This is a genomic window from Streptomyces lydicus (genome assembly GCF_004125265.1).
Classification (GTDB): Bacteria; Actinomycetota; Actinomycetes; order Streptomycetales; family Streptomycetaceae; genus Streptomyces; species Streptomyces lydicus_C.
This window is the reverse complement of the sequence record NZ_RDTE01000003.1, coordinates 6,385,342-6,407,387: the sequence shown is the minus strand read 5'-3', so window position 1 is coordinate 6,407,387 and position 22,046 is coordinate 6,385,342. Positions and strand designations below refer to the sequence as shown.

The following is a 22,046-nucleotide window of genomic DNA, read 5'->3' as shown; positions in this document are numbered from 1 at the left end:
CAGGCACGATGGACGCACCATGGATCCCCGGCTCCTCCTCTCCCGCGCCCGTCGGCTCGCCGCCTCCGCAGCCCCCGGCCGACGGCGGCTGCTCGGCATCACCGGCCCGCCCGGCGCCGGCAAGTCCACCCTTGCCGCCCACCTCGTGGCGGAGCTGGACGGTCAGGCGGCGCTCGTCCCGATGGACGGTTTCCATCTCGCCGAGGCGGAGCTCCGCCGCCTGGGCCGTACGGACCGCAAGGGCGCGCCGGACACCTTCGACCCGGCCGGCTACGCCGCACTGCTGGCACGTCTGCGCTCCCCGGAGCCGGACACCGCCGTCTACGCCCCGGCGTTCGACCGCCGTATCGAGGAGCCGGTGGCCGGCAGCATCCCCGTGGCGCCCCACATTCCCCTCATCGTCACCGAGGGCAACTACCTCCTCCTCGACTCCGCCCCGTGGCCACGGGTCCGGGCGTTGCTCGACGAGGTCTGGTACGTAGAGCTGGAGACCTCTGAACGGATCCGGCGGCTGGTCGGCCGGCACGAACGGTTCGGGCGTCCGCGCGCCGACGCCGAGCGGTTCGTACACACCTCGGACGAGGCCAACGCCCGCTTGGTGGCGGCCACCCGCGACCGCGCCGATCTCGTCATCACCTTCGCACCCGAAGAGGCCCCACCTCCACCGAGCGCATGACCCCGCTCCCCCACCGCCGCCGGCCGGCGAGCAACCCGGCCACCGACAGCGCACCCCACCCGACGGACACCGCCACCGCTGACAGCTTCCGGCCGCGCCCCGGCAGCGTCGCACCGAGCAGGACCGCGTCCCCGAAGTCCGCCGCGATCCGCACGTAGGCGGCGGTGCGCAGAGCCGGCCCTTCCGGAGCCAGCGTCATCGCCAGCCCGCTCGCCGCGTCCCGCCAGGCCAGCGGCCGCAGTGCGGTGCGGGTCGCCGGCGCGGTCCGCCCTCGGGCGTCGGCCAGCCCGGAGGGCCGTGCCAGCAGATCGGGCAGCGCCGCCACCGCCACCCCGTACACGGCCGTGGCCACCCCGACCGCACGCAACAGACCGACCTTCATCCACCGTCCCCTTCTCTCGTCTTCCTCCGCCTTCCCTCGTCTTCTCTCGTTTCCTCCCGTCGCTTCTCAGCGACTGCCCTCGTCGACCGTTCGCGTCAACTGCTCTCGCCCTTCCCCGTCGGCCGGCCGCACCAGCCCCGTCGCACCCGCCGCCTTCTCCAATCCTTTCCGCCTCCATTCCTTTCCGCGAAGCCCCCTTCTCAAACGACATCATCGATGTCATCATGACATCATGAGTGTCAACGAGAACCACGCCGAAGACGCGAAAGACACCGACGGCGGAGAGTCGTCGCCCACCGAAGAGCTGCTGGACGGCATCCTCCGACGCCTGTGGCCACTGCATCGCACGGTCGTCCGCGCGGTGGAACAAGAGCTGGCAGGCACGGGCATGACCGCCGGCGAACACGCGCTGCTGGACGCGCTGCGCGCCGAAGGCCCGCGCACCGTTCCGCAGCTGGCGCGCGGAATGGGGCTCGACCGACAGCCGGTGCAGCGCTGGGTGAACCACGCCATCGAGCTGGGACTGGTCGTGAGCGCCCCGAATCCCGCGCACCGCCGCTCGTCCCTGATCCATCTCACCGACGACGGCACGGCGGCGATACGCGGCGTCCGGGAATCCGAGGCGGCGGAGCTGAGGCAGCGGCTGGCCGACCTGTCCGCCGAGGACATCCGTACCGCGCTGCACGTACTGGACCGGCTCGGCGAGGAGTTCCGGCAGCTGGCGGACGGCTCGCGCGTGACACCGGAGGAAACCGGCAGTTGCGGCAGCAGCGGCAAGAGCGACGACAATGGCATCACGCCCACCTCATCGCATCCGGTACACAAAGGACGGCCCGCAAGATGACCCGAGGAATCACCGACTGGTCCGAGATCGACAACGGGCTCGTACCGGTCGACGACGGTGAGCTGTTCTACGAGACGGCCGGCTCGGGCCCCGCGGTGGTGCTGCTCCACGGCGGCATGCTCGACCAGCACATGTGGGACGAGCAGTTCGCCTGGCTGGTGAACTCCGGTCTGCGCGCGATCCGTTACGACTTCCGTGGCCACGGCCTGTCCTCCACCGTCACCGGGGACTACGCGAACCACGACGACCTGTGCGCCCTGCTCGACGCCCTCGATGTTCCCGACGCCGTCCTCGTCGGCCTCTCCCATGGCGCGCGGGTCGCTCTCGACACCGCCATAGCCCGCCCGGAGCGGGTGACGGCCCTCGCGCTCGCCTCCCCCGGCGTCAGCGGCCGCGCCTTCACCGACCCCTTCCTCCTGGAACACATCAAGGCGCAGGTGGCGGCGATCGGCGCACCGGAAGGCGCGGAACGCTATGTCGAACACTTCCTGCGGATGTGGGTGGACGGACCGCACCGCGAGCCCTTTGCGGTGCACCCGGGATTCCGTGAGCGGATGCGCGCCTCGGCCGAGGCCAATGTGGAGGTACATGCCGAGGGTGCGGGCGCCGGTATCCCCCTCGAAGCCGGTGCCGCCGACCGCCTGGGCGAGATACGGGTACCCACCGTCGTGTTCGACGGCGACCTCGACAGCAGGGACATCTCCGCCAACGCCCATGCGATCACGCTGGCCGTTCCCGGCGCCCGAAGAGTCCGGATACCGGGCGCGGCGCACATGGTCAATCTGGAGAACACCGCACTCTTCGACCGCGAACTCCACGCCTTCCTCTCGTCCCTGGACTACTGAGGGCTGCTGAGGACTGCTCAGGGCCGCTTGCGGTCTACTGGGGACCACTGAGGACTGCTGCGGGCTTACTGCGGACTACTGCGCCGCCGCAGACCGCGGCCCCTCCCCGGGACCGCCGGCACAAAGAGCGACCGGGGCGGCAGCGACCACCCCATGGCAGCTAGAGTGACCGGGCCGTGGTGTTCGGGAAGCCGGTGACGGACCTTGGGGTCCCAGACCGGAGCGGCCCTCGCCACTGTGATCGGGGAGTTTTTGCCCCTTCCGCAGGCGCACGGCGCGCCTGCGGCGCCACTGACCGCGACCCGCGGCCGGGAAGGCGGGGCGGACGCGTGCACCCGTAAGCCAGGAGACCGGCCACGGCATCTCACGAAGTGATCCACGAGGTGCTGGAGCGTGACCGCCGGATGGCCCTGTCCACCGATACCCGTACCACCCCTGCCTCCGCGGCGTTCCGCTGGCGCCGGCAGGACACCGTCCGCACCGCGGGCCTGATGGCCGTCATAGCCGGTCTGCACGTCATCGCCTTCGGCGTGCTCTTCCTGCTCGTGGTGCCGTATCACTACGCCGTGGGCAGCCAGGTTTTCGGCGTGGGGCTCGGTGTCACCGCCTACACCCTCGGTATGCGGCACGCCTTCGACGCCGACCACATCGCCGCCATCGACAACACCACCCGCAAACTGATGGCCGACGGCAAGCGGCCGGTCTCGGTCGGCTTCTGGTTCGCCCTGGGCCACTCCAGCGTGGTCGTCGCGATGGCGGCCCTGGTGGCGGGCGGCGCCCAGCTCGCGGGCACCCTGCTCAACGACGAGTCCCGTACGCACCAGATCCTCGGCACGATCGGCACCACGATCTCGGGGAGCTTCCTCTACCTCATCGCCGCCCTCAACCTGATCGCGCTGGCCGGAATCTGGCGGGTCTTCCGCGGCATGCGCAACGGCCACTACGACGAGGCCGAGCTGGAGCAGCGCCTCGACTCGCGCGGTTTCATGAACCGTTTCCTGGGACGGTTCACCCGCTCGATCTCCCGTCCCGGTCAGATGTTCCCGCTCGGTTTCCTCTTCGGGCTCGGCTTCGACACCGCGACCGAAGTGACGCTGATGGTGATGGCGGGCAGCGGCGCCGCGGCCGGCCTGCCCTGGTACGCCGTGCTGTGCCTGCCGCTGCTCTTCGCCGCCGGCATGAGCCTGTTCGACACCCTCGACGGCACCTTCATGAACTTCGCCTACCAGTGGGCGTTCTCCAACCCGGTACGCAAGGTCTACTACAACCTCACCATCACCGGCCTGTCGATCGCCGTCGCCTTCTTCATCGGCACGATCGAGCTGGTGACCGTGCTGCACGAGAAGCTTGCCCTCAACGACCCGCTGACCGGCTGGATTTCCGGCCTCGACCTCGACAATGTCGGCTTCCTCATCGTCGGCCTGTTCGTGGTGGTGTGGGCCGCAGCGCTGGCGTACTGGCGACTGGCCGGCGTCGAAAGGCGCTGGGCGGAGCGGGCAGCATGTACGGAGCGCGCGGAGCAGCCAGAGCGCACCACACCGACGGAGCAGACGGGCTCGGCCGAGCCCGCCACACCGGACTCCTGAGGCGCGTGGGCCCCACGCCCCGCAGACTTCCCCGCGCCCCACACCCCGTATACGTCCCCGCACTCCGCATACGTCCCCGGCGCCCGTAGTGGCGCCGGGACACCGCCCCCTCAGGTGGCCGAACCGGCCGCCGCCCCGGTCGCCAGATCCGGTCCCCAGCGCTGCAGCGCCTCCGCCAGGTCGAGTGGCCGCAGCCGCTCCGGCTGATCCGGTCCCGGCCAGTCCTCCCGCGGGACCCGCCACATCACCTCGAACTCGTTGCCGTCCGGGTCCTTGGCGTACAGCGACTTGGCGACGAGGTGATCACTCAGCCCCACCAACGCGCCCCGCTCGACGAGCTGTGCATGGGCCGCGACCAGCTCACCGAGCGTGCCGATCTCCCAGGCCAGGTGGTAGAGCCCGACCCGCCCTGCCTCGGGCCCCGGTGCCTGTGCTCCCACCGCGAACAGCGCCAGATCATGATCATTGAGTGAGCCGGGAGCACTGAGGAAAGCGGCCTGTCCCGGCACCTCCATCCCCACCGTGAGCCCCAGCGCCTCGGTGTAGAACGCCACCGACCGCGCCACATCACGGACGTAAAGCACCGCGTGGTTCAGACGTCGTACGGACATGCAGCCTGCTCTCCGATCTCCTGCCACGACACCGCCGGGGCCACCGTGCCCCCCCCACTCCTGATCTACCCCACCGGCTCCACCCCTGCCCAGAGCCCTTGGGCCGGTATCCGGCCGTTTTCCGGCCACTTTCCGGCTCTGGAGCCTGAGGCCCCCGGACGAGCTGTCGCCCTGGACAGCCGCCACGCTCATCCGCAGTCTCGCCTACTGGAGTGACGGCGGCCCGATGCACCCTGTGGCCGACGCCCTCACCAACGGGCTGATCGCGTTGCTCGGACCGGACGCCGACTGGCACGCCAACGGCCACGCCGCGTACCCGGGAGGAGCGTCAGCGCAGTTACTCCTGGGCTTCGGTCACCGAGGCCACCTTCGACGCGGCCGTGGTCGGCATCGGAGGCGGTCGGCCAGGACCCGAGCGCCTGCAGAGACTTTTCACTGTCAGCCCTGCCGCCTCCAACCCGCTTGCAATTACACCGAGTTCGTAGTGCCCCCCTGATCAGAGCGCTAAAATGGCACTGCGGCAAGGTAGTTGGTAAGGGGTGGGCCGCGGTGTCGCACTTCGAATCCTTCGAGTAAAAGGACACGTCGTGCCCACTCCTGGTGTGTTGAGGATCTTTCTCCCTGCGCTCTCGCTCCTGCCCCTGCTGCTGTTCGTCTTGCTGTCGGCGCCGGCATGGATTTGCTGGCCCTTCATGCCGGAACGGAAGCAGCGGGTCATGATCGAGGTGTTGCAGAAGTTGATCGACTGGACGCGCGCCTGCGCCAAGGGTCGATAGCCGCCGGAGAAAGCGAAGAGGCGGGTGGCTGCATGCAGCCACCCGCCTCTCTTCACGTGCACCAAGCCCTCGCGGCGTGATTCTTTTGCAAGATCAGTGACAGGCCGCCCGTCTCCAGCAGCCTGGTGAAGCCCCGGACAAGCCCCGAGAAGCACGCGCAAGACAGCCAAGACGCTCACCGAGCCGGAGCTGAACAGGAGCCGGACAGGAGCCGGAGCAGGAATCTGCGATGGAAGCGGCGGCCTGATCGCGCCGAGGCGTACCGGCCGGGGTGCACCGAATGTGTACCGCCAGGCGGAGGGCCCTCCGCGTGTCGACGCGAAGGGCCCTCTGACCTGCTATTTCTCTGTGGGCACAACAGGATTTGAACCTGTGACATCTGCTTTGTAAGTTCGCTCGGCCGACTACGGGGGCCAGCCCGCTGTACCGCCCCGGGGCCACGGTGAACCGCTCAGGTCTCCCGCCGTCCGCCGCCGTTGATGTCAGCTACGGATGTCAGGCGGAGACGATCGACAACACCTCAGACACTCCGAAGACACCGAACACGACAACGAGCACGACAGCGGTCAGAGCCACGACGCACACCAACGCGATGACGACCATGAGCCAGGAACGGCTTACCGCCGCGTGGTACTCAGCATCGTCATCCCAATCCTGCACGAGCCCCCCTTGCCCACCTCGGCGCTGCTGCGAACCTCAGATAGAACCACTGTTGATCGTTGCTCTCCGCTGCAACGGGTGCCCTTCTGGTGCTCTAGCCGCGCGACGCCATCGCCGCTGCAAGCACCCCGCCCCACTAACGACCGATGGGAATCTCGTAGACGATCTCGCAGAGCGCGGCGGGGACGATGATGTCCGCCGTCTCCACGGGCCGCCCCTGGTCGCTGTAGTACGTCCGCCGAATGTGCGTGACCAGGCTGGCCTTCTGGATGCCAAGGAGTGAGGCTTCCTCGGCATTCGCTTGCCGCGGCTCCGGCTGCTCCACGGCGTGGCTGATCGTGATGCCGATCTCGGCCATGCGGTTCACCACGCCGGCCCCGGCGTGTGGCCCACCCTCCGGGAGAACGACGAGCGTGCCGCCCGTGAGGTCGTACGGCTCCCAGCTCGTCGACAGCTGCACCGGCTTCCCGTCGGCCAGGAACTCGTACACGGTACGAACACACAGGTCGCCCTCGTCGACACCGAGGCGCGACGCGATCTCCGCCGGCGCCGGCACCTTCGCCTCGGTCCGACTCTCCCAATCCCCTTGCTTGCCCAGGGCCTTCATGTCCGCGCGGAACGGGGAGCCGTTGGGCTGCTCGCGCGCCGAGGAGCGGACCATGCGTACGCGCTGACGAGGAGCGGCAACGTACGTGCCTGATCCGGCGTGCCCTTCCAGCACTCCCTGAGAGATCAGCAGCTCTTGGGCCCGGCGGATCACGTTCTCACCGACGCCGCTTTCCTGGGCGATCTGGGCGCGCGACGGGAGCCGGTCCCCCGGCGCCCACTCATGCTCCGCGATGCGTCGCCGGAGCTCGTCAGCGATGCGTAGATACGGCGGCTGCTCAGGCATATGGAAAATCTAGTCCACTAGCTCTAATCTAGTTAACTAGCTTCACTCCAAGTGATCGCCAGTGACGGAGGCTGCCCTGTGCCTGCTTCGGAATTAAGAGCCGAAGACATCGCAGCCCGGTTGTCCGCCGCCGGCCTCACCCCGCGCGTGGAACAGCACGCCCAACTCACATCGATCGAAGCGGAGGTACCGGAATCGCTCTCCGCCGACTCGTGGCGGGAGGTCTTGGAAGCAGTGGCGGAGGCTGACCGATTCGGGCTCCTCGCCAACAGCTTGAACAGCCGCGCCTTATGGGCCGCCGTACGCACAACGGCCCCCGCGACGGGCGATGTCCGGGGGCCTGGCCATCAGCGATAGGAGCTGATCAGCGTGTTCAACCGTATTCGCCGTGCCGTCTCGCCCACCGATGAGCGGTGCGTCCCGATGAGCCGGCGCCGCCGTTTCCCGGTGCCCGTGGGGCCGCCCATCGCGCCTCGCGAACGCATTGCGCACACCTGGCTCGCGATGGCGGAGGCCCTTTGATGCCTCCTCGCCAGCAGCGCCGCGGGGCCCACACGAAGGCCGTTCCCTACCGATCGAGTTCCTGCCGGATCGGTACGCACTACGAGTGCGCGCAGTCTTCCCCCGCTACCGCACCGATCGGCGTCCCCGTCGTCTACGAGGCGTGCAGTTGCGCCTGCCACACGGTGGCCGCCAACCGCAATGGCCGGACGGAGGCGCCCCAGTGAAAGGCTGGACACCGGGCGATGCAATGGCCGGCCCTGTCGACATCACCTCGGCGAGCGTGCAGCGCGGCGACATCATCCAGATCGGCGGTCAACCGTGTCGCGTGACCGACCTCCTCCAGCTTTCCGGTGGAGCGAAGCGCCTGAGCTTCGAGTCGGGCGAACTGCTCACCATGCACTCGCGCACTCGGCTCGTGGCCCTGCGAACGCTGAGAAGGTGGTGATGCAGCCCGTGCCCTCTCGCCGCCACGTCATCGCCGATGACATCCGGACCAAGATCTCGACCGGCCGGATCAAGACCGGCGAACGTCTCCCTTCCGAGGCCCAGCTCGCTTCCCGCTACGCGGTCAGCACACCAACGCTGAGAAGCGCCCTCGCAGTCCTCCAGAGTGAAGGACTCGTCGAGAAGATCCACGGCAAGGGCAACTTCGTCCGCTACCCCCGCCGCAGAATCACGTACGTCGGCGGTGCTTGCACACTCAGGACAGAGCCCCGGCCCGAGTCAGCGTTACGCGTCAGCATCCGCACCACCAACCTCCAGGCGAATGGTCAACTCATTGGCCTGCTGGGGGTGTCGGCAAGCAGCCCCCTCACCGAATTCCTCTGCCTCAGCCACGAGGGGAAGTCACCTCACAGTCTCGCTCGCATCTACGTCCCTCGCGATCTGTCGCCGGCTGACGTTCCCGCCGAATCCCACTGCTGCAAGAGCGTTGAGGCAAAGCTGGCAGAGCTCCGCCCGCCCCTGGCCGAGGTACGGGAACGAGTCTGCGCCCGTCCTCCGACACCACAGGAAGCGGCGACCCTTCGAATCAGCTCAGCGCTGGCAGTGCTCGCGATCACACGCGTGGCGACCGACCACACGGGACGTGTGGTCGAGGCGGCGCTCCTGGTGCTACCCGGCGACCGCACCGAGGCCTTCTTCATCACCCACCGCATGACCGACGAGAGGACAAACGGAGGATGACAACCCACAACGAACTACGGCTCCTCCCGTGGTCAGGCCCCGAGGGCAACCCCTGCTATCTGAGCACCGAGGGCAGCGGATTCCTGTCCCGCCTGGCTGACAACACCGAAGCGGTGCAGTTGGAGATGGCTGGCGAACTCCTGGAGCGCGCGCTCGAAGTGCTAGGCGACGGGGAGGCGGAGCCGAACGAGGTCCGGCTCCTGGCGGTGGATATGACTGAAGCCCTGCGTGACGTGCGTCGTGTAGCGATCAGTCGCGGCCACCGCCTGCCGATCTCGGATCCTCCCACTGGCGAAGGCGGCGACGAGGGCCCTCGGCTGCCGGCGGCGGCCTTCGGCTAGCAGCAACACATCGAACGGCAGGGGAGCCCCATTCTCAATCTGGGGCTCCCCTGCCGTTCGTCGCAGCTCCCGCCCAAAGCAATTCCCCCGGACCTGACTTTGCATCAACATTCGATAGCGGTACACCCGCGGCCCCGAAGCTTTGGGGCGAGCGCCGCACGTACAGGGCTTCCGCAAACATCCTCACCCGGGTCAGCGAGCAGATCGCCTTCGCAGGGCACTGGCCGCACAGGAGGAGCGGGCCTTCCCCTCCGACCCCGTACCGGGATGTACAGATCAGGTCGGCGGCGAGGGCAAGTCGTCGTTGTTCACGTTGGAGGGTGCCGGAGTGCAGGCTGACGCACTCGTTCCGTTGGCCGAGACCAGGCCATGCGATGCCCTTGCTGGCGGCGGTGGAGCCCTGCGCCCCCCTTGCTGATTCCATCGCCCAGGCCTATGAACGCTGACTTCGAGGAGCCTTCGGAGCGAGGCGCTGAGGTTGAAGCAGCAGTGCAGCTACTCCGTCAACGTAATGAACCCGTTCGACTCGGCCGCATTGACGCTTCCCACGACCATGGGTCTTCATGATCTTCGTTGACCAAGAGTGTGGGTCCGTCATCGCAGTCGGCGGTGTCCGGCAGCGGAGCGAGTGACCATCGCATTGCAACTTTGATCAACGGCCGGCAGCGAGCCGGGCTACGGCGCGGAGTGGCGCGGTGTAGGCCAATGTCTGCGCGCGCAGCATCTACTGCCCCCTGAGATCTGCCAACTGCTGAAGCTGGATGCCCCAGTTGGATACTCTAGGTGCGCTGACGCTTACCCGGAAGGACCTCTCTCCGGGGCATGGAGACAGGAGCCCACACAAACACTATGGCTCGCGTGCGCGCTCTCTTTTTGGACAAGGCCTGGGCAAGGCTCTACGGCGGACATGGGCAATCAGAGATCCCGGATGTCATAAACCTGGAAGACATAAAATCGAGCTGGCCACTTTTTCGATCCGAAGTGCTAAGCAGCTTGAGGAGCGGGCAGGTTGGGCCTGACTACGTAGAAATAATTGACCTGCCGAAGAACCCAGTAAGCGTACGCCCCATAGCGCGACTATCAGTTCATGACAGGCTCGTCTACGACACTCTGGTATTCGCCATCGGCGATCTAATTGACCAACAAATTAGAGATACGGTTTATAGCGCACGATGGAACAATGGAGGAAAGGAATTCTGGACCCCCGTCAACTCATGGGTGTCGATGCAGAAAAAAGGTGTAGAAATTATCAATTCTGCACCGTTTCAACTGGCCCGAACCGACGTGGTCTCCTTCTATGAACACATCGACGTGAGTACGCTTTCTCTCGACCTCCAGGCACTGGAGGCCAATCCGAGAGTCCTGGAGCGTCTGCAAAAGTATTTGCTCATGTTTCAGTCTTCAAGCCATGCTTGGGGAATCCCGCAAGGCCCTGATGCCTCAGGGATCCTCGCCAACATGTACCTACTGCCAGTCGATGAATTCATCCATCGGGCTGGAGTTAAATACTTGCGATATTCGGACGATATGATGTTGTTCGATACCGACTGGTCTTCCCTGCGCAGCATCTTGTTGGAGATAAACTCAATTTTGCGTTCCCGTCGACTATCCATGTCTTCGGCAAAGACCAACATCTACGAACATTCGGATTCAGTAACGCAGCTTGAAGATCTGGAGAAGGATGCCATCAATTACGGCCTGAAGATCGGCGAAGTCGGGGCCGGAGAGCGTTTGTACAAGTTGTTTACGGAGGCCACTGTACCCCCTCAGAGAGATCGCGACATTAAGTTTTCTCTCTACCGGATGGGTGAGTGGGAGAAGGATGACCGGGCCATTCCGTGGGTAATGGATAACCTGATCGATAGCCATCACTTGGCCAACAAGCTACTCGACTACCTTGAATGCTTCCCGAATCGCCGACTGCCAATTGGGCGCGCTCTCTCTTCCACGCTCGGCCGGGTGGCCGAGAAGGGTTACGATCATCTCGAACAGCGCATACTGCAGTCAGCCACTCGCCAGAAGATAAGATCGCGGAGAATTAAAGATTTCGCATGGGCCATCCTGCAGAACAAGAACAAGTCGAACTTGCCCCGAGAATTTGCTGCGCGATATATCGGTCGCTTCAGCTCGCCAGCTGACGGGCAGCTCTTGCGGCGCCAATACGAGAACGAGGCCAATACCAGCGTTCGACGTGCGCTGCTCGTTGCAATGTACGAAGCTCGGTCAGTCTCGACGGATCTTTTGCGGCGACTGGCTTCCTCTGATTCTGAACTGGCTTGGGTGTGTCGCTACCTTTTGACGGATCCGGCTGTGCCGTTGCCTCGCTAGTTAAGGACATCGATGTTTCGTCTTCTATCCTATCTACTGGCCGCCATGATTGCCGGCGCCGCGAGTTTCTACATCCCTAACCCGACTGCAGTAAATTTGGTTGCAGGGTTCAGTGTGGGCATGTTCATTCCTTTGCTAGACGAGATTGGAAAAAATCGGCAGCAGCTCCGACACATATGGTATTCCGCTAGGTACCGGAATCGAACGATTCGAGTCTCCACGGCATACTTGTTTCGGGTTAAGCTGGACGACAAGTACCTTCTCATACGCGGGAAGCGCTTCCCTCAATTCCAGCCGGTCGGAGGCGTTCACAAACTCTCCCCGCAAGGTAGCTCGAAATTGTCTTCGATGGGAGTGGCAAGCGATGACCTGATCCCATTGGACCCCGCCAGCACAGGAGATCTACGCGTGAGGGTGCCGGGGGGTAAAATTGCCCAGTTCTTTAATTGGTTCGACTCCCGGGAAGGTAGAGAGGATTCTCCCTGGCGGGAATTTCAAGAAGAGTTGGTGGCTACGGGCATACTCACACCAGCAAACTTCCCTCACATTTTGCATAATTATGTACGCCGTGACGTTGATAAGATTCGATATAGCCCCTATGCGGACTCCTTGGAAATACTCGTTGCGGACATTTATGAACTTGTCCCCAATGGGGATCAGGAGCGTGAACTTCGGCTTCTGCTAAATTCCGGACACCGCGACTTGGTGTGGGCAAGCGCGCAACAGATTCAGCGGCGTGGTGCGACTCCCGGACAACCCCACCAGGTCGAAATTGCGGCGCACGCTCAACGGGTTCTGTGACACATGCGTGAGGTCGGTGGAGCGGCTTTGGCCGGTGTCCTGCCCGGTTTGGGGTCGAGCATGATCAGGGGGCCGTACGCTGGCCGGCAACTCGGGCAGGCTTGTGAGCTGCCCGGAATTTGAACGAGTGGCCCCCTGGTCTTGCTCGACGCGGGACCCGAACCGGGGAGGTGGGTAAAGCCGTGGAGCCGACCGACCCACCCCCGGCCTGGTCTTTCGCCCCTTGTGGGCGCGGGCGTCGACGCCGCGCGGCCCCGGCGGCGGAGACGAGGAGGGAGCCGTGCGGCGGCGACGGCCGGCGCCGCCGCGCTGTGCGCGGCACCTCTGATCTGTGATCTGACTGCTTGCAGTTCCAGGAGGCCGGGAACGTCAGCGCTCCTGCGCCAACGTGCGGTGTGCTCCTGAACTGCCCCTACCGCGGGGCCGGGTAGCGAGCGCAGCGAGCCTTGATGAAGTAGGGAAAGTTCTATCGCGCTGGTGTCAGCCGCTTGCCGTCGTGGCTTCGCACGTGAGGGCCTGCCCCGTCCAAGGCATCGAGGAACCGGACCGCGTAGACCTCGGACATGGACTCCGCCACCTCGTCGGGCGTGAGCCAGGTGACCGCTGTCGACTCGCTGGAGGTGCGCTCCTCGCCGCCTACCGGCTTGCAGCGGAAGACCAGGGCCACAATGCCTCGCGTCGTGTTCTTGTAGACCCCGGTGAGCTCGTCCACCTCGATGTGGATGCCCGTCTCTTCCCAGACCTCACGCCGTACGCCGGCCTCCGGGGCCTCGTCGAGTTCGAGCACCCCGCCCGGGAGTTCCCAAGCGCCGTTGTCGGCCCGCCGGATCGTTAGAAGCTTGCCGTCCTCGCGGACCACCACTCCGGCCACGGACACGGAATGCAGTGGCGTTGACTGGGCTTCCGAGGCGCTGTTACTCATGTACAGGAGCATAGGAGGATGGGAAGAGCTATGGGAACCGCGGTAGGAGGGGGCAGGGCCGTACCTCGATACGTGCAGATCGCCGACGACATCGTGCAGCAGATCAGGGCTGGGGTCCTCAAGCCCGGCGAGATGGTGCCGAGTGAATCCGAGCTGGTCGAGCGCTACGGCGTCTCGGGCGGCACGATCCGTAAGGCGATGGTGGAGGTCCGTGCGAGCGGCCTGGTGGAGACCCGCCACGGCAAGGGCTCGATCGTGAAGGACCGGCCGCCGGTACGGCACCGCTCTTCCGACCGCTTCCGACGCTCGCACCGGCAAGGTGGTAAGGCTGCGTATCTGGCTGAGTCCGCGCAGTCGGGGGCCACGGCCAAGGTCAGCGTTCTGTACATCGGCCCCATGGAGGTCCCGGAGGACGTGGCCGACCGTCTCGGGGTCGAGCCGGGCTCTCAGGTCCTTGCCCGCCGGCGGCTGTACTTCCGTAACGGCACTCCGGTCGAGACGGCCAGCTCGTACCTGCCGTGGGACGTCGTGAAGGACATCCCTGAGCTCTTCGCCGAGAACCCCGGCGGTGGCGGTATCTACGCCCGACTCGAAGACCACGGGCATGAGTTCGCGGAGTTCGTTGAGACCTTGCAGGCCCGGTCGGCCACCAAGGCCGAAGCGTCCGAGCTGGCGCTCAGCCCTGGTGCTCCCGTCGTGCATCTCGTCCGTGAGGCGCTGACGACCGAAGGTCGCGTGGTGGAGGTCTGCGACACCCTCATGGCCGCTGACCAGTTCGTTTTCAGCTATCGCATCCCCGCTACGGACTGACGCCCGCTCAACTCTCCTTAGCCCGCCCCGACTTCTTCGTCGAGGCGGGTTGACTCATGTACAGGAGTCGGGCACTCTTCTTCATGTCACTCATGTACATGAGTGACGGAGTTCAGCATCTATAGAGGAGTGATCCGTAGTGCGCCAGATCCCCGTCGACACCTCCGCCGCGACCGTGATGGTCGCGAAGCAGCCGCAGATCAAGGTCAAGGACCGCCGTACCGGTGAGGTCGCCCTCGACGTCGAGACCGGGGCGAAGCTGATGACCGTGGACGTGATGTTCGCCGCCAACGACGCGGTGGAGATCCTGTCCGTCACCGTCCCCGAGAGCGGGGTCTCCGGTGAGCTGGGCATGGGCACTCCGGTGGCGCTGACCGGCCTGATCGCCCGGCCGTGGGAGAACGAGTTCAACGGGCAGAAGCGGCACGGCATCGCCTTCCGCGCCGTGGCGGTCACCTCGCTCGCCGCCGGTGGCTCGCAAGCCGAGGCGGCCTGATCATGGCCCGCTTCTCGGTCGTACTGCTGCTGGTCGTCGCCACCGCTCTCGTACTGCGGTGGCGGCGCCCCGCCTGGTACTGGATGAGCTTCGGAGTCGTCCTCGCCGCGCTGCGGGTCTTAGTCCGGTACGCCTCGGTCATGGATGCCTGCGGCCTGACGGTCCCACCGCCGCGCTGGCGGCTCGCGCTCGCCCACATGGTAGACCGCCCGGCCCCCGAGTCACGTGCCTCACGCATCCTCCGTCTCCGGCCGACCCGTACCGGGCTCGTCCTGCGGCTCAAGCTCCGTCCCGGCCAGGACGTTTTCGACGTCTCCGCCGCCACCGATCGGCTGCGGCACTCCTTCGGGATGTACAGCGTCACTGCCCGGGAGATCCGCTCCGGGGTCGTCGAACTGCGGATGACGGGCTACGACGTGCTCAGGCGTGTGCAGATGCCCGCCAAGATCGACCGCGCTCCGATGCGCGTACCCGTCGCACTGCGCGAAGATGGATCAGTCCACTACCGCGACTACCGGACCGTTCCGCACGGGCTCACTCTCGGGGCCACCGAGTCGGGCAAGTCTGTCTACCAGCGCAACCTGGTGGCGGGTCTCGCCGCTCAGGACGTCGCGCTTGTCGGTATCGACTGCAAGCAGGGCGTTGAGCTGTTCCCGCTGGCCCGCCGCTTCTCCGCGCTCGCCGACGACCAGGACACCGCTCTCGATCTGCTCGAAGCCCTGGTCTCGCATATGGAGTCCGTCTATCAACTCGTCCGCGAACAGCAGCGCATCAGCGTGAATGTCCCCGACGCGGAGATCGCCGCCGACATCTGGGATCTGGCCGAGGACCTGCGTCCCACGCCCGTCGTGGTCCTGGTCGACGAGGTGGCCGAACTCGCGCTCTTCGCCTCCAAGGAGGAGGAGAGGCGCCGGGACCGGATCATCACCGCGCTCGTCCGCCTGGCTCAGCTCGGCCGCGCCGCGGGCATCTACCTGGAGATCTGCGGCCAGCGCTTCGGCTCCGAACTTGGCAAGGGCATCACCATGCTCCGGGCCCAGCTCACCGGCCGGACCGCGCATCGGGTCAACGACGAGGCCAGCGCCAACATGGCCTTCGGCGACATCTCCCCTGATGCCGTACTGGCCGCCATCCAGATACCCGCAGACGCCCCCGGCATCGCCATCGTCGGTGACTCGACCGGCGGCTGGTCCCGCATCCGGGCACCGCACACCTCACTGCGCGAGGCAGTCAACCTCTGCAACAAGTACGCCGACCGCACGCCGGACCTGCCCGCGCTCGCGCCCTTCCGGCCCGCCGTCGCCCCGCCGGCCTCCACCGCCGTATCGCTCACCAAGGCGTCCACCACGACTGCCTGACCCTCCCGCTCCTAGGTCGGCGCCACCTCGACGCGCCAAGTCCCTACCCCCTCCATGCCAGATCCCGGAAGGAGAACCGTCATGGGACGCATTCGCCCGGACCCCGTTCTCGTACAAGCCGTCATCGCCGGAGCGCTCTCCTTCGCCCACCTCCACGACTTGGCCGCCGCTGCCGGACAGGACGGCTGGAAGGCGTGGGCCTACCCGATCAGCGTCGACCTGCTGCTGGTCGCGGCCTGGCGGCGACTCCGCAACGACGACTCGTCCCGGCTTGCCTGGTGCTGGTTCGTGATCGCTCTGGTGGCTTCGCTCGGTGCCAACGTCGTGACCGCCGGGTTCCTCGACCTTCGGCACCCGCCCGCCTGGCTCCGCTTCGGCATCGCCGGATGGCCTGCGCTCGCTTTCCTCGGCGGGACCCTGCTGGCTCATACGCGGACTGTCGCCGAAGCCGCCGATCCAGCCCCGCCAGCCGACGTAGCTCCGGCGCCCGCTCCCGTACGCGCTCCGGTCCCGACACCTGAGCCTCCGGCCGACCCGCCCGAAGAAGACGCCTCCGACCTCCCCGCAGCCGAACTACCCGGCGAATCGCCCCGGCCTGCCCCCGCACCTGCGCCCGTCCCGGCCGCGCTCGTCGCCCACGCCCGCAAGGTCGCCGACGAGCACCACGCCCGGACCGGAGAACAGATCGACACCGACACCCTGCGGGCCCGCCTCGGCGTCCCGTCTCAGCTCGCCGACTCCATCGCCGCCCAACTCACCTGACCAGCAAGGAGAACCACCATGCCCGCCCGCGATCACTTCCACTCCGTCATGCGGATCGGCCCCGTACAGATCGGCACCTACCGCGACCGCTACGGCCGCACCAAGCACGCCGCCGTCTGCACCGCTGACCGCTGCGGCTGGTCCGCCGACTTCTCCAGCCGCTCGGCCGCCCAGCTCGCCGCCCGCACCCACCGCTGCACCGTCCGCTGACTGGCTGAGGAGACCCCCGTGCACGTCCCGCTCTGGCTCGCCCTGATCGCCGTCGGCTACCTCGGCATCAAGCTCATCCGCCCGCCCTGGTGGCTCGTGGCCGTGTTCCTCCTCGGCGGCTTCCTTCTCGCCGACAGCTTCCTGGCCTCCGCCATCGACACGGTCGTCAAGTAACGCCCGCAGAAAGGAGATCCACCATGTTCCGCCCCAAGGTCCCGACCAACCCGATGCCCACCGGAATCGTCATCCCGTCCTCCGTCGAACCGACCGCCACCGTGCGGCACACCCCGCTACCGGCCCCGGTCGCCCAGCCCTCGGCCCGCCCCGCGGTTCAACTCACTCCCGGCACCGCAGTCGCCCTCGCCTGCGGCGGCACGGCCGTGGTCCTGATCGTCGGCGCCGTCCTGGTCTCGATGCTCCTGGCGGTCGCCATCAGCGGGGTGTCCGTCGCCGTCTGCGCGGTCGTCCTCCGCTCGCTGCTCACATCCGGGCGCACGCACCGCTGACCGGCTCCCGGGCGGCCTCAACCGCCAAGTCTCCGCCGCCCGAGAGCCGTCCTCCTGCCCGAACCACAGATCCGGAAGGAACCCCCATCATGACCGACCACACCCGCATACGCGGGAGGTCGCCCGTGCCTGACGCGCTCCTCGACCCAACCACCCTCGGCGACCTGCTGAGGGTGGCCTCGGCCCCCGACTACGACCGCTGGGCCGACCAGATCCACCGCACCGGCGGCTGCTCCGACCCGATCCACCTCACCGGCTGGACCCTCACCAAGGACCGCACCTCGGGCGAGACCCTGCACCACTACTCGACCGCCACCGAACCCGGCGGACGCCTCCGCCTCGCCTGCGGCAACCGCCGCGCCTCCCGCTGCCCCGCCTGCGCCTGGACCTACGCCGGCGACACCTACCGCCTCATCCGCGCCGGCCTGGCCGGAGACGACCGCCGCGACATCCCCGCCGCCGTCCGGGACCACCCCCGCGTCTTCACCACCCTCACCGCGCCCTCCTTCGGCCCGGTGCACAACCAGCCCGACCGGGGCGTCTGCCGCTGCGGCGCACAGCACCACACGGAACATCCGGCGCTCGGCACCGCCCTGGACCCCGAGACGTACGACTACGCCGCAGCCGTCCTGTTCAACAACTACGCGGGCGACCTCTGGCAACGCTTCACCACCCGACTCCGCCGCGAACTGGCCGCCCGCGCCGGCCTCACCCAACGCGACCTCAAAGACTCGGCCCGTCTCTCCTACGGCAAGGTCGCCGAATTCCAGAAGCGCGGTGCCCTCCACTTCCACGCGGTGATCCGCGTCGACGGACCGGACGGCCCCGGAACACCGCCGCCGTCCTGGGCGAGCGTCGACCTGCTGACCGATGCGATCCGCGCCGCCGCCGCACACTCCTACACCTCGGTCACGGCCCCGGCTGCCGGCGACCAGCCCGCCCGGACCTTCCGCTGGGGCACGCAACTGGACGTCCGGCCGGTCAAGGCGTTCGACGACGGCTCCGACATCACCGAACAGGCCGTGGCCTCCTACGTGGCGAAGTACGCGACCAAGGCCGCCGAGACCACCGGCACCCTCGACCGCCGTATCGGCGAACTCACCGAGCTGGACCACCACCAGGTCCCCGAACACACCCGCCGCCTGATCACCGCGTGCAAAACCCTGGATCCGCTCTACCCGGACCGTCGCCTCTGGGCCTGGGCCCACATGCTCGGCTTCCGCGGCCACTTCTCCTCCAAGTCCCGCCGCTACTCAACCACCCTCGGAGAGCTCCGGGCGGCCCGCGCCGACTTCCGCGCCGCCCAGGAACGCGAAGCCCTCGGCCTCGAACCCCCGGAGCCGGGCACCGTCCTGGTCCTGAACGACTGGCAGTACGCCGGCCACGGCCACACCCCCGGCGAATCCGCCCTCGCCGCCACCATCGCCCGCGACATCCAGACCAACCGCGACACCGCACGCCAAGCCCGCGCCGAACTCGAAGCCGAAGAAGGAGACGACTGGACATGACCACCGCCACCAGCCAACTGCTAACCGTGCCCGAGGTGATGGCGCAGCTCAAGTTCGGCCGCTCCAAGGTCTACGACCTGATCCGCTCCAAGCGCCTCATCTCCATCACCGAGGGCCGCGCCCGCCGCATCCCCGAGACCGCGCTGCACGACTACATCCGCGACCGGATCGAGGAGGCCGCCTGATGACACAGCAGCGCAAGCGCAACCCCAACGGCGCCGGCACCATCACCAAGCGCAAGGACGGCCGTTACCAAGCCGCCGTCTACGTCCCCCAGCCCGACGGCACCCGCGCCCGCAAGTTCGCCTACGGCAAGACCTGGGCCGAATGCGATGCCAAGCGCCGCGAACTTCTCGCCAAGGTCGACGACGGCATTCCCGTGCCCACTCGTTCCGCCAAGCTCGCTGAGTGGCTGCCGTACTGGCTGGAGGAGATCATCAAGCCCCGGCGCAAGCGCACAACGGCGGCGAAGTACGAGACCCATATCCGCCTCTACCTCGTGCCGGAGCTCGGCAAGAAGAGCCTGGAAAAGCTGAGTGCGCGGGATGTACGTATGGCTCTCGCCAGGATCGCCAAGGCCGGCACGTCTGCGACGGCGAAGGAATCGCACCGGGTTCTTCGTTCCGGCCTGTCGGCCGCGTGCCGGGAAGAGCTGATCACCCGCAACGTGGCCAAGCTGGTGGAGGCTCCGAAGGTCGACACGTACGAAGGTCAACTGTGGACGCTGGAGCAGACTCTCGCCTTCACCCTTGTCGCCAGGCGTGACCCCCTGTATGCGGGCTTCATGCTCGCTGTGGGCCTCGGTCTGCGGCGGGGTGAGATCGTCGGGTTGCGGTGGCAGGACATCGACCTCGACAGCCGTACGGTCCAGATCCGCAAGCAGCGTCAGCGGGTCCGCGGTGAGTACTACGAGGACGACACGAAGAACCGCCGCAAGCGGACGCTGCCGCTGCCCCTGCTCTGCGTGGCACCGCTTCGCTGGCAACGGCTGCGGCAGGAAGCCATGCGCGTCAGTGCGGGCGCCGACTGGCACAAGAGCGATCTTGTCTTCACCACACGCACGGGCCGGGCGATCGAGGGGAGCAATGTTCTTCGGTCGTTCCACCGGCTGACCGCCAAGGCGGAGATCCCCCGCATCCGGGTCCACGATGCCCGGCACGGAGCGGCGACCCTGCTCGCGGCCGGCAACATCCATCCCCGGGTCGCGATGGAAATCCTTGGCCATAGCAAGATCAGCGTGACCATGGACATCTACACCCACGTCCCCGACACCCTGAAGCGGGAAGCCGTGGCGCACATGGACCGGATGCTCGGGCGACGTCGTCGCTGAACGCTCCCGTTGATGTCAAACCCGGATGTCAAAGACCCCCTACCATGATCAGTAGGGGGTCTTTTCGCTGGTGGGCACAACAGGATTCGAACCTGTGACATCTGCTTTGTAAGAGCAGCGCTCTACCGCTGAGCTATGCGCCCTGGCCGAGCCGACAGACTACCTTGCCTTTGGGGCTGAACGGCAAACCCGTACTCGAAGTCCGAACTTACCGGCCGGTGTGTTCGTTTCCGGTGAGTGGGAGAATGACATTCGGTCCTGGGGCGATCCGATCGGGAGAGGGAAGTGACGGCGACAGAGACGCAGCCGCATGAGCAGCGAGAACGCCGTCGCGTCCGTGGGGGTCCGCTCCGGGATGTGGTGGGGCTGGTGTTGCTGCCGTTGCCGTTGTTGGTGGCGATGGTGCCGATGTCGTTCGCGGGTGGAGGGACCCGTCGCTGGTTCGGGCGCGGGGAGGGTCAGCGGGCCGATGCGCAGGCCGCGAAGGACGCCGCGGCGGCAGCGTTCTACGAGCTGGACACCGCACACCGTGACCTGCGGATCTCCATAGAGACGATCACCGCGGTCGACAATTCGCCAGCCGCGCGGAAGGCCGCGGAGGACTACGAGGGCTTCGGCCGGCGGATCGACGAGGTGAGTCAGCAGTACATCACCGCGGTCGACTCCCACGATCTGGACCGTGACGATCTGGACGGTGCCGCGGTGGCGCGGGCGCGAGCGGATCTGACGCGGGCCAAGGAGGAGCTGGATCGCGTCCGGAGCGAGCTGGAGCGGTTCGCGCAAGGGCTCGGGCCGTTGCTGCAGACCGCCGAGACACAGCTGGCGCGGCTGGCTCCGGCCGTGGAGCGGGCGCGGCAGGCGCTGCTGGCGGCGAGCAATGCGCTGGACGCGGTCCGTGCGCAGGGGCTGCGGGCCGATGATCTCGCGACCCGGCTGGCGGCGCTCGGGCCTGAGCTGACCAAGCTCAATCAGGGTGCCGGCCAGCATGGCGTACAGGAGACGATCCGGCGCGCCGACGACGTGCTGCGCAAGGCCGAGGGCGTACGGACCGAGGCCGAGCGGCTGCCGGCGAAGGCGGCGGAGATCGACAAGCGGCTGGTGTCGCTGCGGACCCGGGCGCAGGCGATCACGACGCGTGCCGGGAAGGTCGACCCGGTCCTCAGCGAGCTGCGGCGGCGGTACAGCGCGGCGTGCTGGCAGGACCTGCAGCAGGTACCGGAACAGGCCGCGCAGTCCGTCCAGCAGGCCGAGGTCAAACTGCGGGAGTCGCAGCAGGCGCGGGACGAGCAGCGCTGGGCGGATGCCACGAGCCTGCTGGCGACCGTACGGGCGCTGCTGGACGGCACCGACGAGGCGGTCTCGGCGGCCGGTGACCGGCTGCAGCGGCTCGACGCGGTGTCGTTCGACCGGCAGAAGGAGGTCGAACGGACGCGCTTCGCGGTCCGGGATGCGCAGCGGCTGGCGATGGCCGGGCGCAGCACCCCTGATCCGCGGCATGCCGGTCCCCTGGACGAGGCGGTGGCGCGGCTGGACCGTGCGGTCGCGGGCCTGGAGGGGCGGCATCCGGACTGGTGGCACTTCCTGACGGAGACCGAGGCGGTACGGGAGACGGCGGCCCGGGTGGTGCAGGAGATCCGGGGGGCCAGGGGTGGTGCAGGGGGCGGCTGAGGCTCCGGAGGCACCGAGGCTGTGGAGGCGCCGAGGCTCCGGAAG

27 protein-coding genes, 1 tRNA gene and 1 riboswitch are annotated in these 22,046 nt (G+C 67.1%); of the genes, 22 read left to right on the top strand and 6 right to left on the bottom strand.

Annotated features, from left to right (window positions below; genetic code table 11):
- Nucleotides 1-19 precede the first annotated feature (19 nt).
- A complete protein-coding gene (locus D9V36_RS30775; protein ID WP_129296627.1) occupies nucleotides 20-676 on the top strand; it encodes a nucleoside/nucleotide kinase family protein in 657 nt (218 codons plus the stop codon).
- On the opposite strand, the gene D9V36_RS30770 is transcribed toward D9V36_RS30775, so the two are convergent.
- Nucleotides 633-1,058, bottom strand: coding sequence for a hypothetical protein (locus tag D9V36_RS30770; RefSeq protein WP_129296626.1), 426 nt, complete (start codon nucleotides 1,056-1,058; stop codon nucleotides 633-635). The genes D9V36_RS30775 and D9V36_RS30770 overlap by 44 nt on opposite strands.
- Nucleotides 1,059-1,290: 232 nt before the next feature.
- Here D9V36_RS30770 and D9V36_RS30765 point away from each other — a divergent pair, with 232 nt between their 5' ends.
- From D9V36_RS30765 to D9V36_RS30755, 3 genes are all read left to right on the top strand, one after another.
- Nucleotides 1,291-1,902: a MarR family winged helix-turn-helix transcriptional regulator gene (locus D9V36_RS30765; RefSeq protein ID WP_129296625.1), complete on the top strand. Its 612-nt coding sequence runs from the start codon at nucleotides 1,291-1,293 to the stop codon at nucleotides 1,900-1,902.
- Nucleotides 1,899-2,747, top strand: coding sequence for an alpha/beta fold hydrolase (locus D9V36_RS30760; protein WP_129296624.1), 849 nt, complete (start codon nucleotides 1,899-1,901; stop codon nucleotides 2,745-2,747). Before D9V36_RS30765 ends, D9V36_RS30760 begins: the two co-directional genes overlap by 4 nt.
- Nucleotides 2,748-2,907: 160 nt before the next feature.
- Nucleotides 2,908-3,120: riboswitch (cobalamin riboswitch) on the top strand.
- The gene (locus tag D9V36_RS30755; RefSeq protein WP_431357709.1) at nucleotides 3,119-4,333 is read left to right on the top strand and encodes a HoxN/HupN/NixA family nickel/cobalt transporter; all 1,215 of its coding nucleotides are present in this window, start codon (nucleotides 3,119-3,121) and stop codon (nucleotides 4,331-4,333) included. (Overlaps the previous riboswitch by 2 nt.)
- Nucleotides 4,334-4,443: 110 nt before the next feature.
- On the opposite strand, the gene D9V36_RS30750 is transcribed toward D9V36_RS30755, so the two are convergent.
- Nucleotides 4,444-4,944, bottom strand: coding sequence for a VOC family protein (locus D9V36_RS30750; RefSeq protein WP_129296623.1), 501 nt, complete (start codon nucleotides 4,942-4,944; stop codon nucleotides 4,444-4,446).
- A gap of 587 nt (nucleotides 4,945-5,531) precedes the next feature.
- On the opposite strand from D9V36_RS30750, the gene D9V36_RS30745 reads away from it, so the two are divergent.
- The gene (locus D9V36_RS30745) at nucleotides 5,532-5,720 is read left to right on the top strand and encodes a hypothetical protein (protein WP_129296622.1); all 189 of its coding nucleotides are present in this window, start codon (nucleotides 5,532-5,534) and stop codon (nucleotides 5,718-5,720) included.
- A 495-nt stretch (nucleotides 5,721-6,215) separates the two neighbouring features.
- On the opposite strand, the gene D9V36_RS41175 is transcribed toward D9V36_RS30745, so the two are convergent.
- Together D9V36_RS41175 and D9V36_RS30740 are read right to left on the bottom strand one after the other, a co-directional pair.
- Nucleotides 6,216-6,380, bottom strand: coding sequence for a hypothetical protein (locus tag D9V36_RS41175; RefSeq protein ID WP_164993067.1), 165 nt, complete (start codon nucleotides 6,378-6,380; stop codon nucleotides 6,216-6,218).
- A 136-nt stretch (nucleotides 6,381-6,516) separates the two neighbouring features.
- Nucleotides 6,517-7,272, bottom strand: a complete 756-nt coding sequence (locus D9V36_RS30740) for a GntR family transcriptional regulator (protein ID WP_129296621.1) — start codon at nucleotides 7,270-7,272, stop codon at nucleotides 6,517-6,519.
- 78 nt (nucleotides 7,273-7,350) lie between these two features.
- Between D9V36_RS30740 and D9V36_RS42275 the strand changes: the two genes are divergently transcribed.
- The 6 genes from D9V36_RS42275 to D9V36_RS30705 all read left to right on the top strand — a co-directional run bounded on the left by D9V36_RS42275 (nucleotide 7,351) and on the right by D9V36_RS30705 (nucleotide 12,431).
- A complete protein-coding gene (locus D9V36_RS42275) occupies nucleotides 7,351-7,629 on the top strand; it encodes a hypothetical protein (RefSeq protein ID WP_129298800.1) in 279 nt (92 codons plus the stop codon).
- A 394-nt stretch (nucleotides 7,630-8,023) separates the two neighbouring features.
- Entirely contained in the window at nucleotides 8,024-8,221 is a 198-nt protein-coding gene (locus D9V36_RS30725) for a hypothetical protein (RefSeq protein WP_164993203.1), read from the top strand.
- The gene (locus D9V36_RS30720; protein ID WP_129298799.1) at nucleotides 8,221-8,961 is read left to right on the top strand and encodes a GntR family transcriptional regulator; all 741 of its coding nucleotides are present in this window, start codon (nucleotides 8,221-8,223) and stop codon (nucleotides 8,959-8,961) included. Before D9V36_RS30725 ends, D9V36_RS30720 begins: the two co-directional genes overlap by 1 nt.
- A complete protein-coding gene (locus tag D9V36_RS30715; RefSeq protein WP_129296618.1) occupies nucleotides 8,958-9,302 on the top strand; it encodes a hypothetical protein in 345 nt (114 codons plus the stop codon). The genes D9V36_RS30720 and D9V36_RS30715 overlap by 4 nt, the downstream gene beginning before the upstream one ends.
- 858 nt (nucleotides 9,303-10,160) lie before the next feature.
- Complete coding sequence (locus D9V36_RS30710; RefSeq protein WP_241721111.1) at nucleotides 10,161-11,630, top strand: RNA-directed DNA polymerase; 1,470 nt, start codon at nucleotides 10,161-10,163, stop codon at nucleotides 11,628-11,630.
- A gap of 12 nt (nucleotides 11,631-11,642) precedes the next feature.
- Nucleotides 11,643-12,431, top strand: a complete 789-nt coding sequence (locus tag D9V36_RS30705; protein ID WP_347239814.1) for a hypothetical protein — start codon at nucleotides 11,643-11,645, stop codon at nucleotides 12,429-12,431.
- 466 nt (nucleotides 12,432-12,897) lie between these two features.
- Here the strand turns inward: D9V36_RS30705 and D9V36_RS30700 are convergent, their stop codons facing one another.
- Entirely contained in the window at nucleotides 12,898-13,365 is a 468-nt protein-coding gene (locus D9V36_RS30700) for an NUDIX hydrolase (protein ID WP_129296616.1), read from the bottom strand.
- A gap of 18 nt (nucleotides 13,366-13,383) precedes the next feature.
- On the opposite strand from D9V36_RS30700, the gene D9V36_RS30695 reads away from it, so the two are divergent.
- The 10 genes from D9V36_RS30695 (at nucleotide 13,384) to D9V36_RS30655 (ending at nucleotide 20,333) form a co-directional block, all read left to right on the top strand.
- Nucleotides 13,384-14,163, top strand: a complete 780-nt coding sequence (locus tag D9V36_RS30695) for a GntR family transcriptional regulator (protein ID WP_129296615.1) — start codon at nucleotides 13,384-13,386, stop codon at nucleotides 14,161-14,163.
- Between the two features lie 139 nt (nucleotides 14,164-14,302).
- On the top strand, nucleotides 14,303-14,659 hold the full coding sequence (locus D9V36_RS30690) for a hypothetical protein (RefSeq protein ID WP_030988949.1): 357 nt from the start codon (nucleotides 14,303-14,305) through the stop codon (nucleotides 14,657-14,659).
- A gap of 2 nt (nucleotides 14,660-14,661) precedes the next feature.
- Nucleotides 14,662-16,017: an FtsK/SpoIIIE domain-containing protein gene (locus D9V36_RS30685; protein ID WP_129296614.1), complete on the top strand. Its 1,356-nt coding sequence runs from the start codon at nucleotides 14,662-14,664 to the stop codon at nucleotides 16,015-16,017.
- Between the two features lie 81 nt (nucleotides 16,018-16,098).
- Nucleotides 16,099-16,779, top strand: coding sequence for a DUF2637 domain-containing protein (locus D9V36_RS30680; RefSeq protein WP_129296613.1), 681 nt, complete (start codon nucleotides 16,099-16,101; stop codon nucleotides 16,777-16,779).
- 18 nt (nucleotides 16,780-16,797) lie between these two features.
- On the top strand, nucleotides 16,798-16,989 hold the full coding sequence (locus D9V36_RS30675) for a mobile element transfer protein (protein WP_088798616.1): 192 nt from the start codon (nucleotides 16,798-16,800) through the stop codon (nucleotides 16,987-16,989).
- Nucleotides 16,990-17,007: 18 nt separating this feature from the next.
- A complete protein-coding gene (locus D9V36_RS41170; RefSeq protein WP_088798615.1) occupies nucleotides 17,008-17,163 on the top strand; it encodes a hypothetical protein in 156 nt (51 codons plus the stop codon).
- Nucleotides 17,164-17,186: 23 nt separating this feature from the next.
- On the top strand, nucleotides 17,187-17,495 hold the full coding sequence (locus tag D9V36_RS30670) for a SpdD-like protein (RefSeq protein ID WP_129296612.1): 309 nt from the start codon (nucleotides 17,187-17,189) through the stop codon (nucleotides 17,493-17,495).
- Between the two features lie 89 nt (nucleotides 17,496-17,584).
- Entirely contained in the window at nucleotides 17,585-19,003 is a 1,419-nt protein-coding gene (repSA, locus tag D9V36_RS30665; protein ID WP_277753500.1) for a replication initiator protein RepSA, read from the top strand.
- Nucleotides 19,000-19,188: a helix-turn-helix domain-containing protein gene (locus D9V36_RS30660; protein ID WP_129296611.1), complete on the top strand. Its 189-nt coding sequence runs from the start codon at nucleotides 19,000-19,002 to the stop codon at nucleotides 19,186-19,188. Before repSA ends, D9V36_RS30660 begins: the two co-directional genes overlap by 4 nt.
- On the top strand, nucleotides 19,188-20,333 hold the full coding sequence (locus D9V36_RS30655; protein ID WP_129296610.1) for a site-specific integrase: 1,146 nt from the start codon (nucleotides 19,188-19,190) through the stop codon (nucleotides 20,331-20,333). Before D9V36_RS30660 ends, D9V36_RS30655 begins: the two co-directional genes overlap by 1 nt.
- A gap of 68 nt (nucleotides 20,334-20,401) precedes the next feature.
- On the opposite strand, the gene D9V36_RS30650 is transcribed toward D9V36_RS30655, so the two are convergent.
- Nucleotides 20,402-20,476: transfer RNA gene (locus D9V36_RS30650), tRNA-Val, on the bottom strand.
- Between the two features lie 142 nt (nucleotides 20,477-20,618).
- Here D9V36_RS30650 and D9V36_RS30645 point away from each other — a divergent pair.
- Nucleotides 20,619-22,001, top strand: a complete 1,383-nt coding sequence (locus tag D9V36_RS30645) for a hypothetical protein (RefSeq protein ID WP_347239810.1) — start codon at nucleotides 20,619-20,621, stop codon at nucleotides 21,999-22,001.
- Nucleotides 22,002-22,046: the final 45 nt, after the last annotated feature.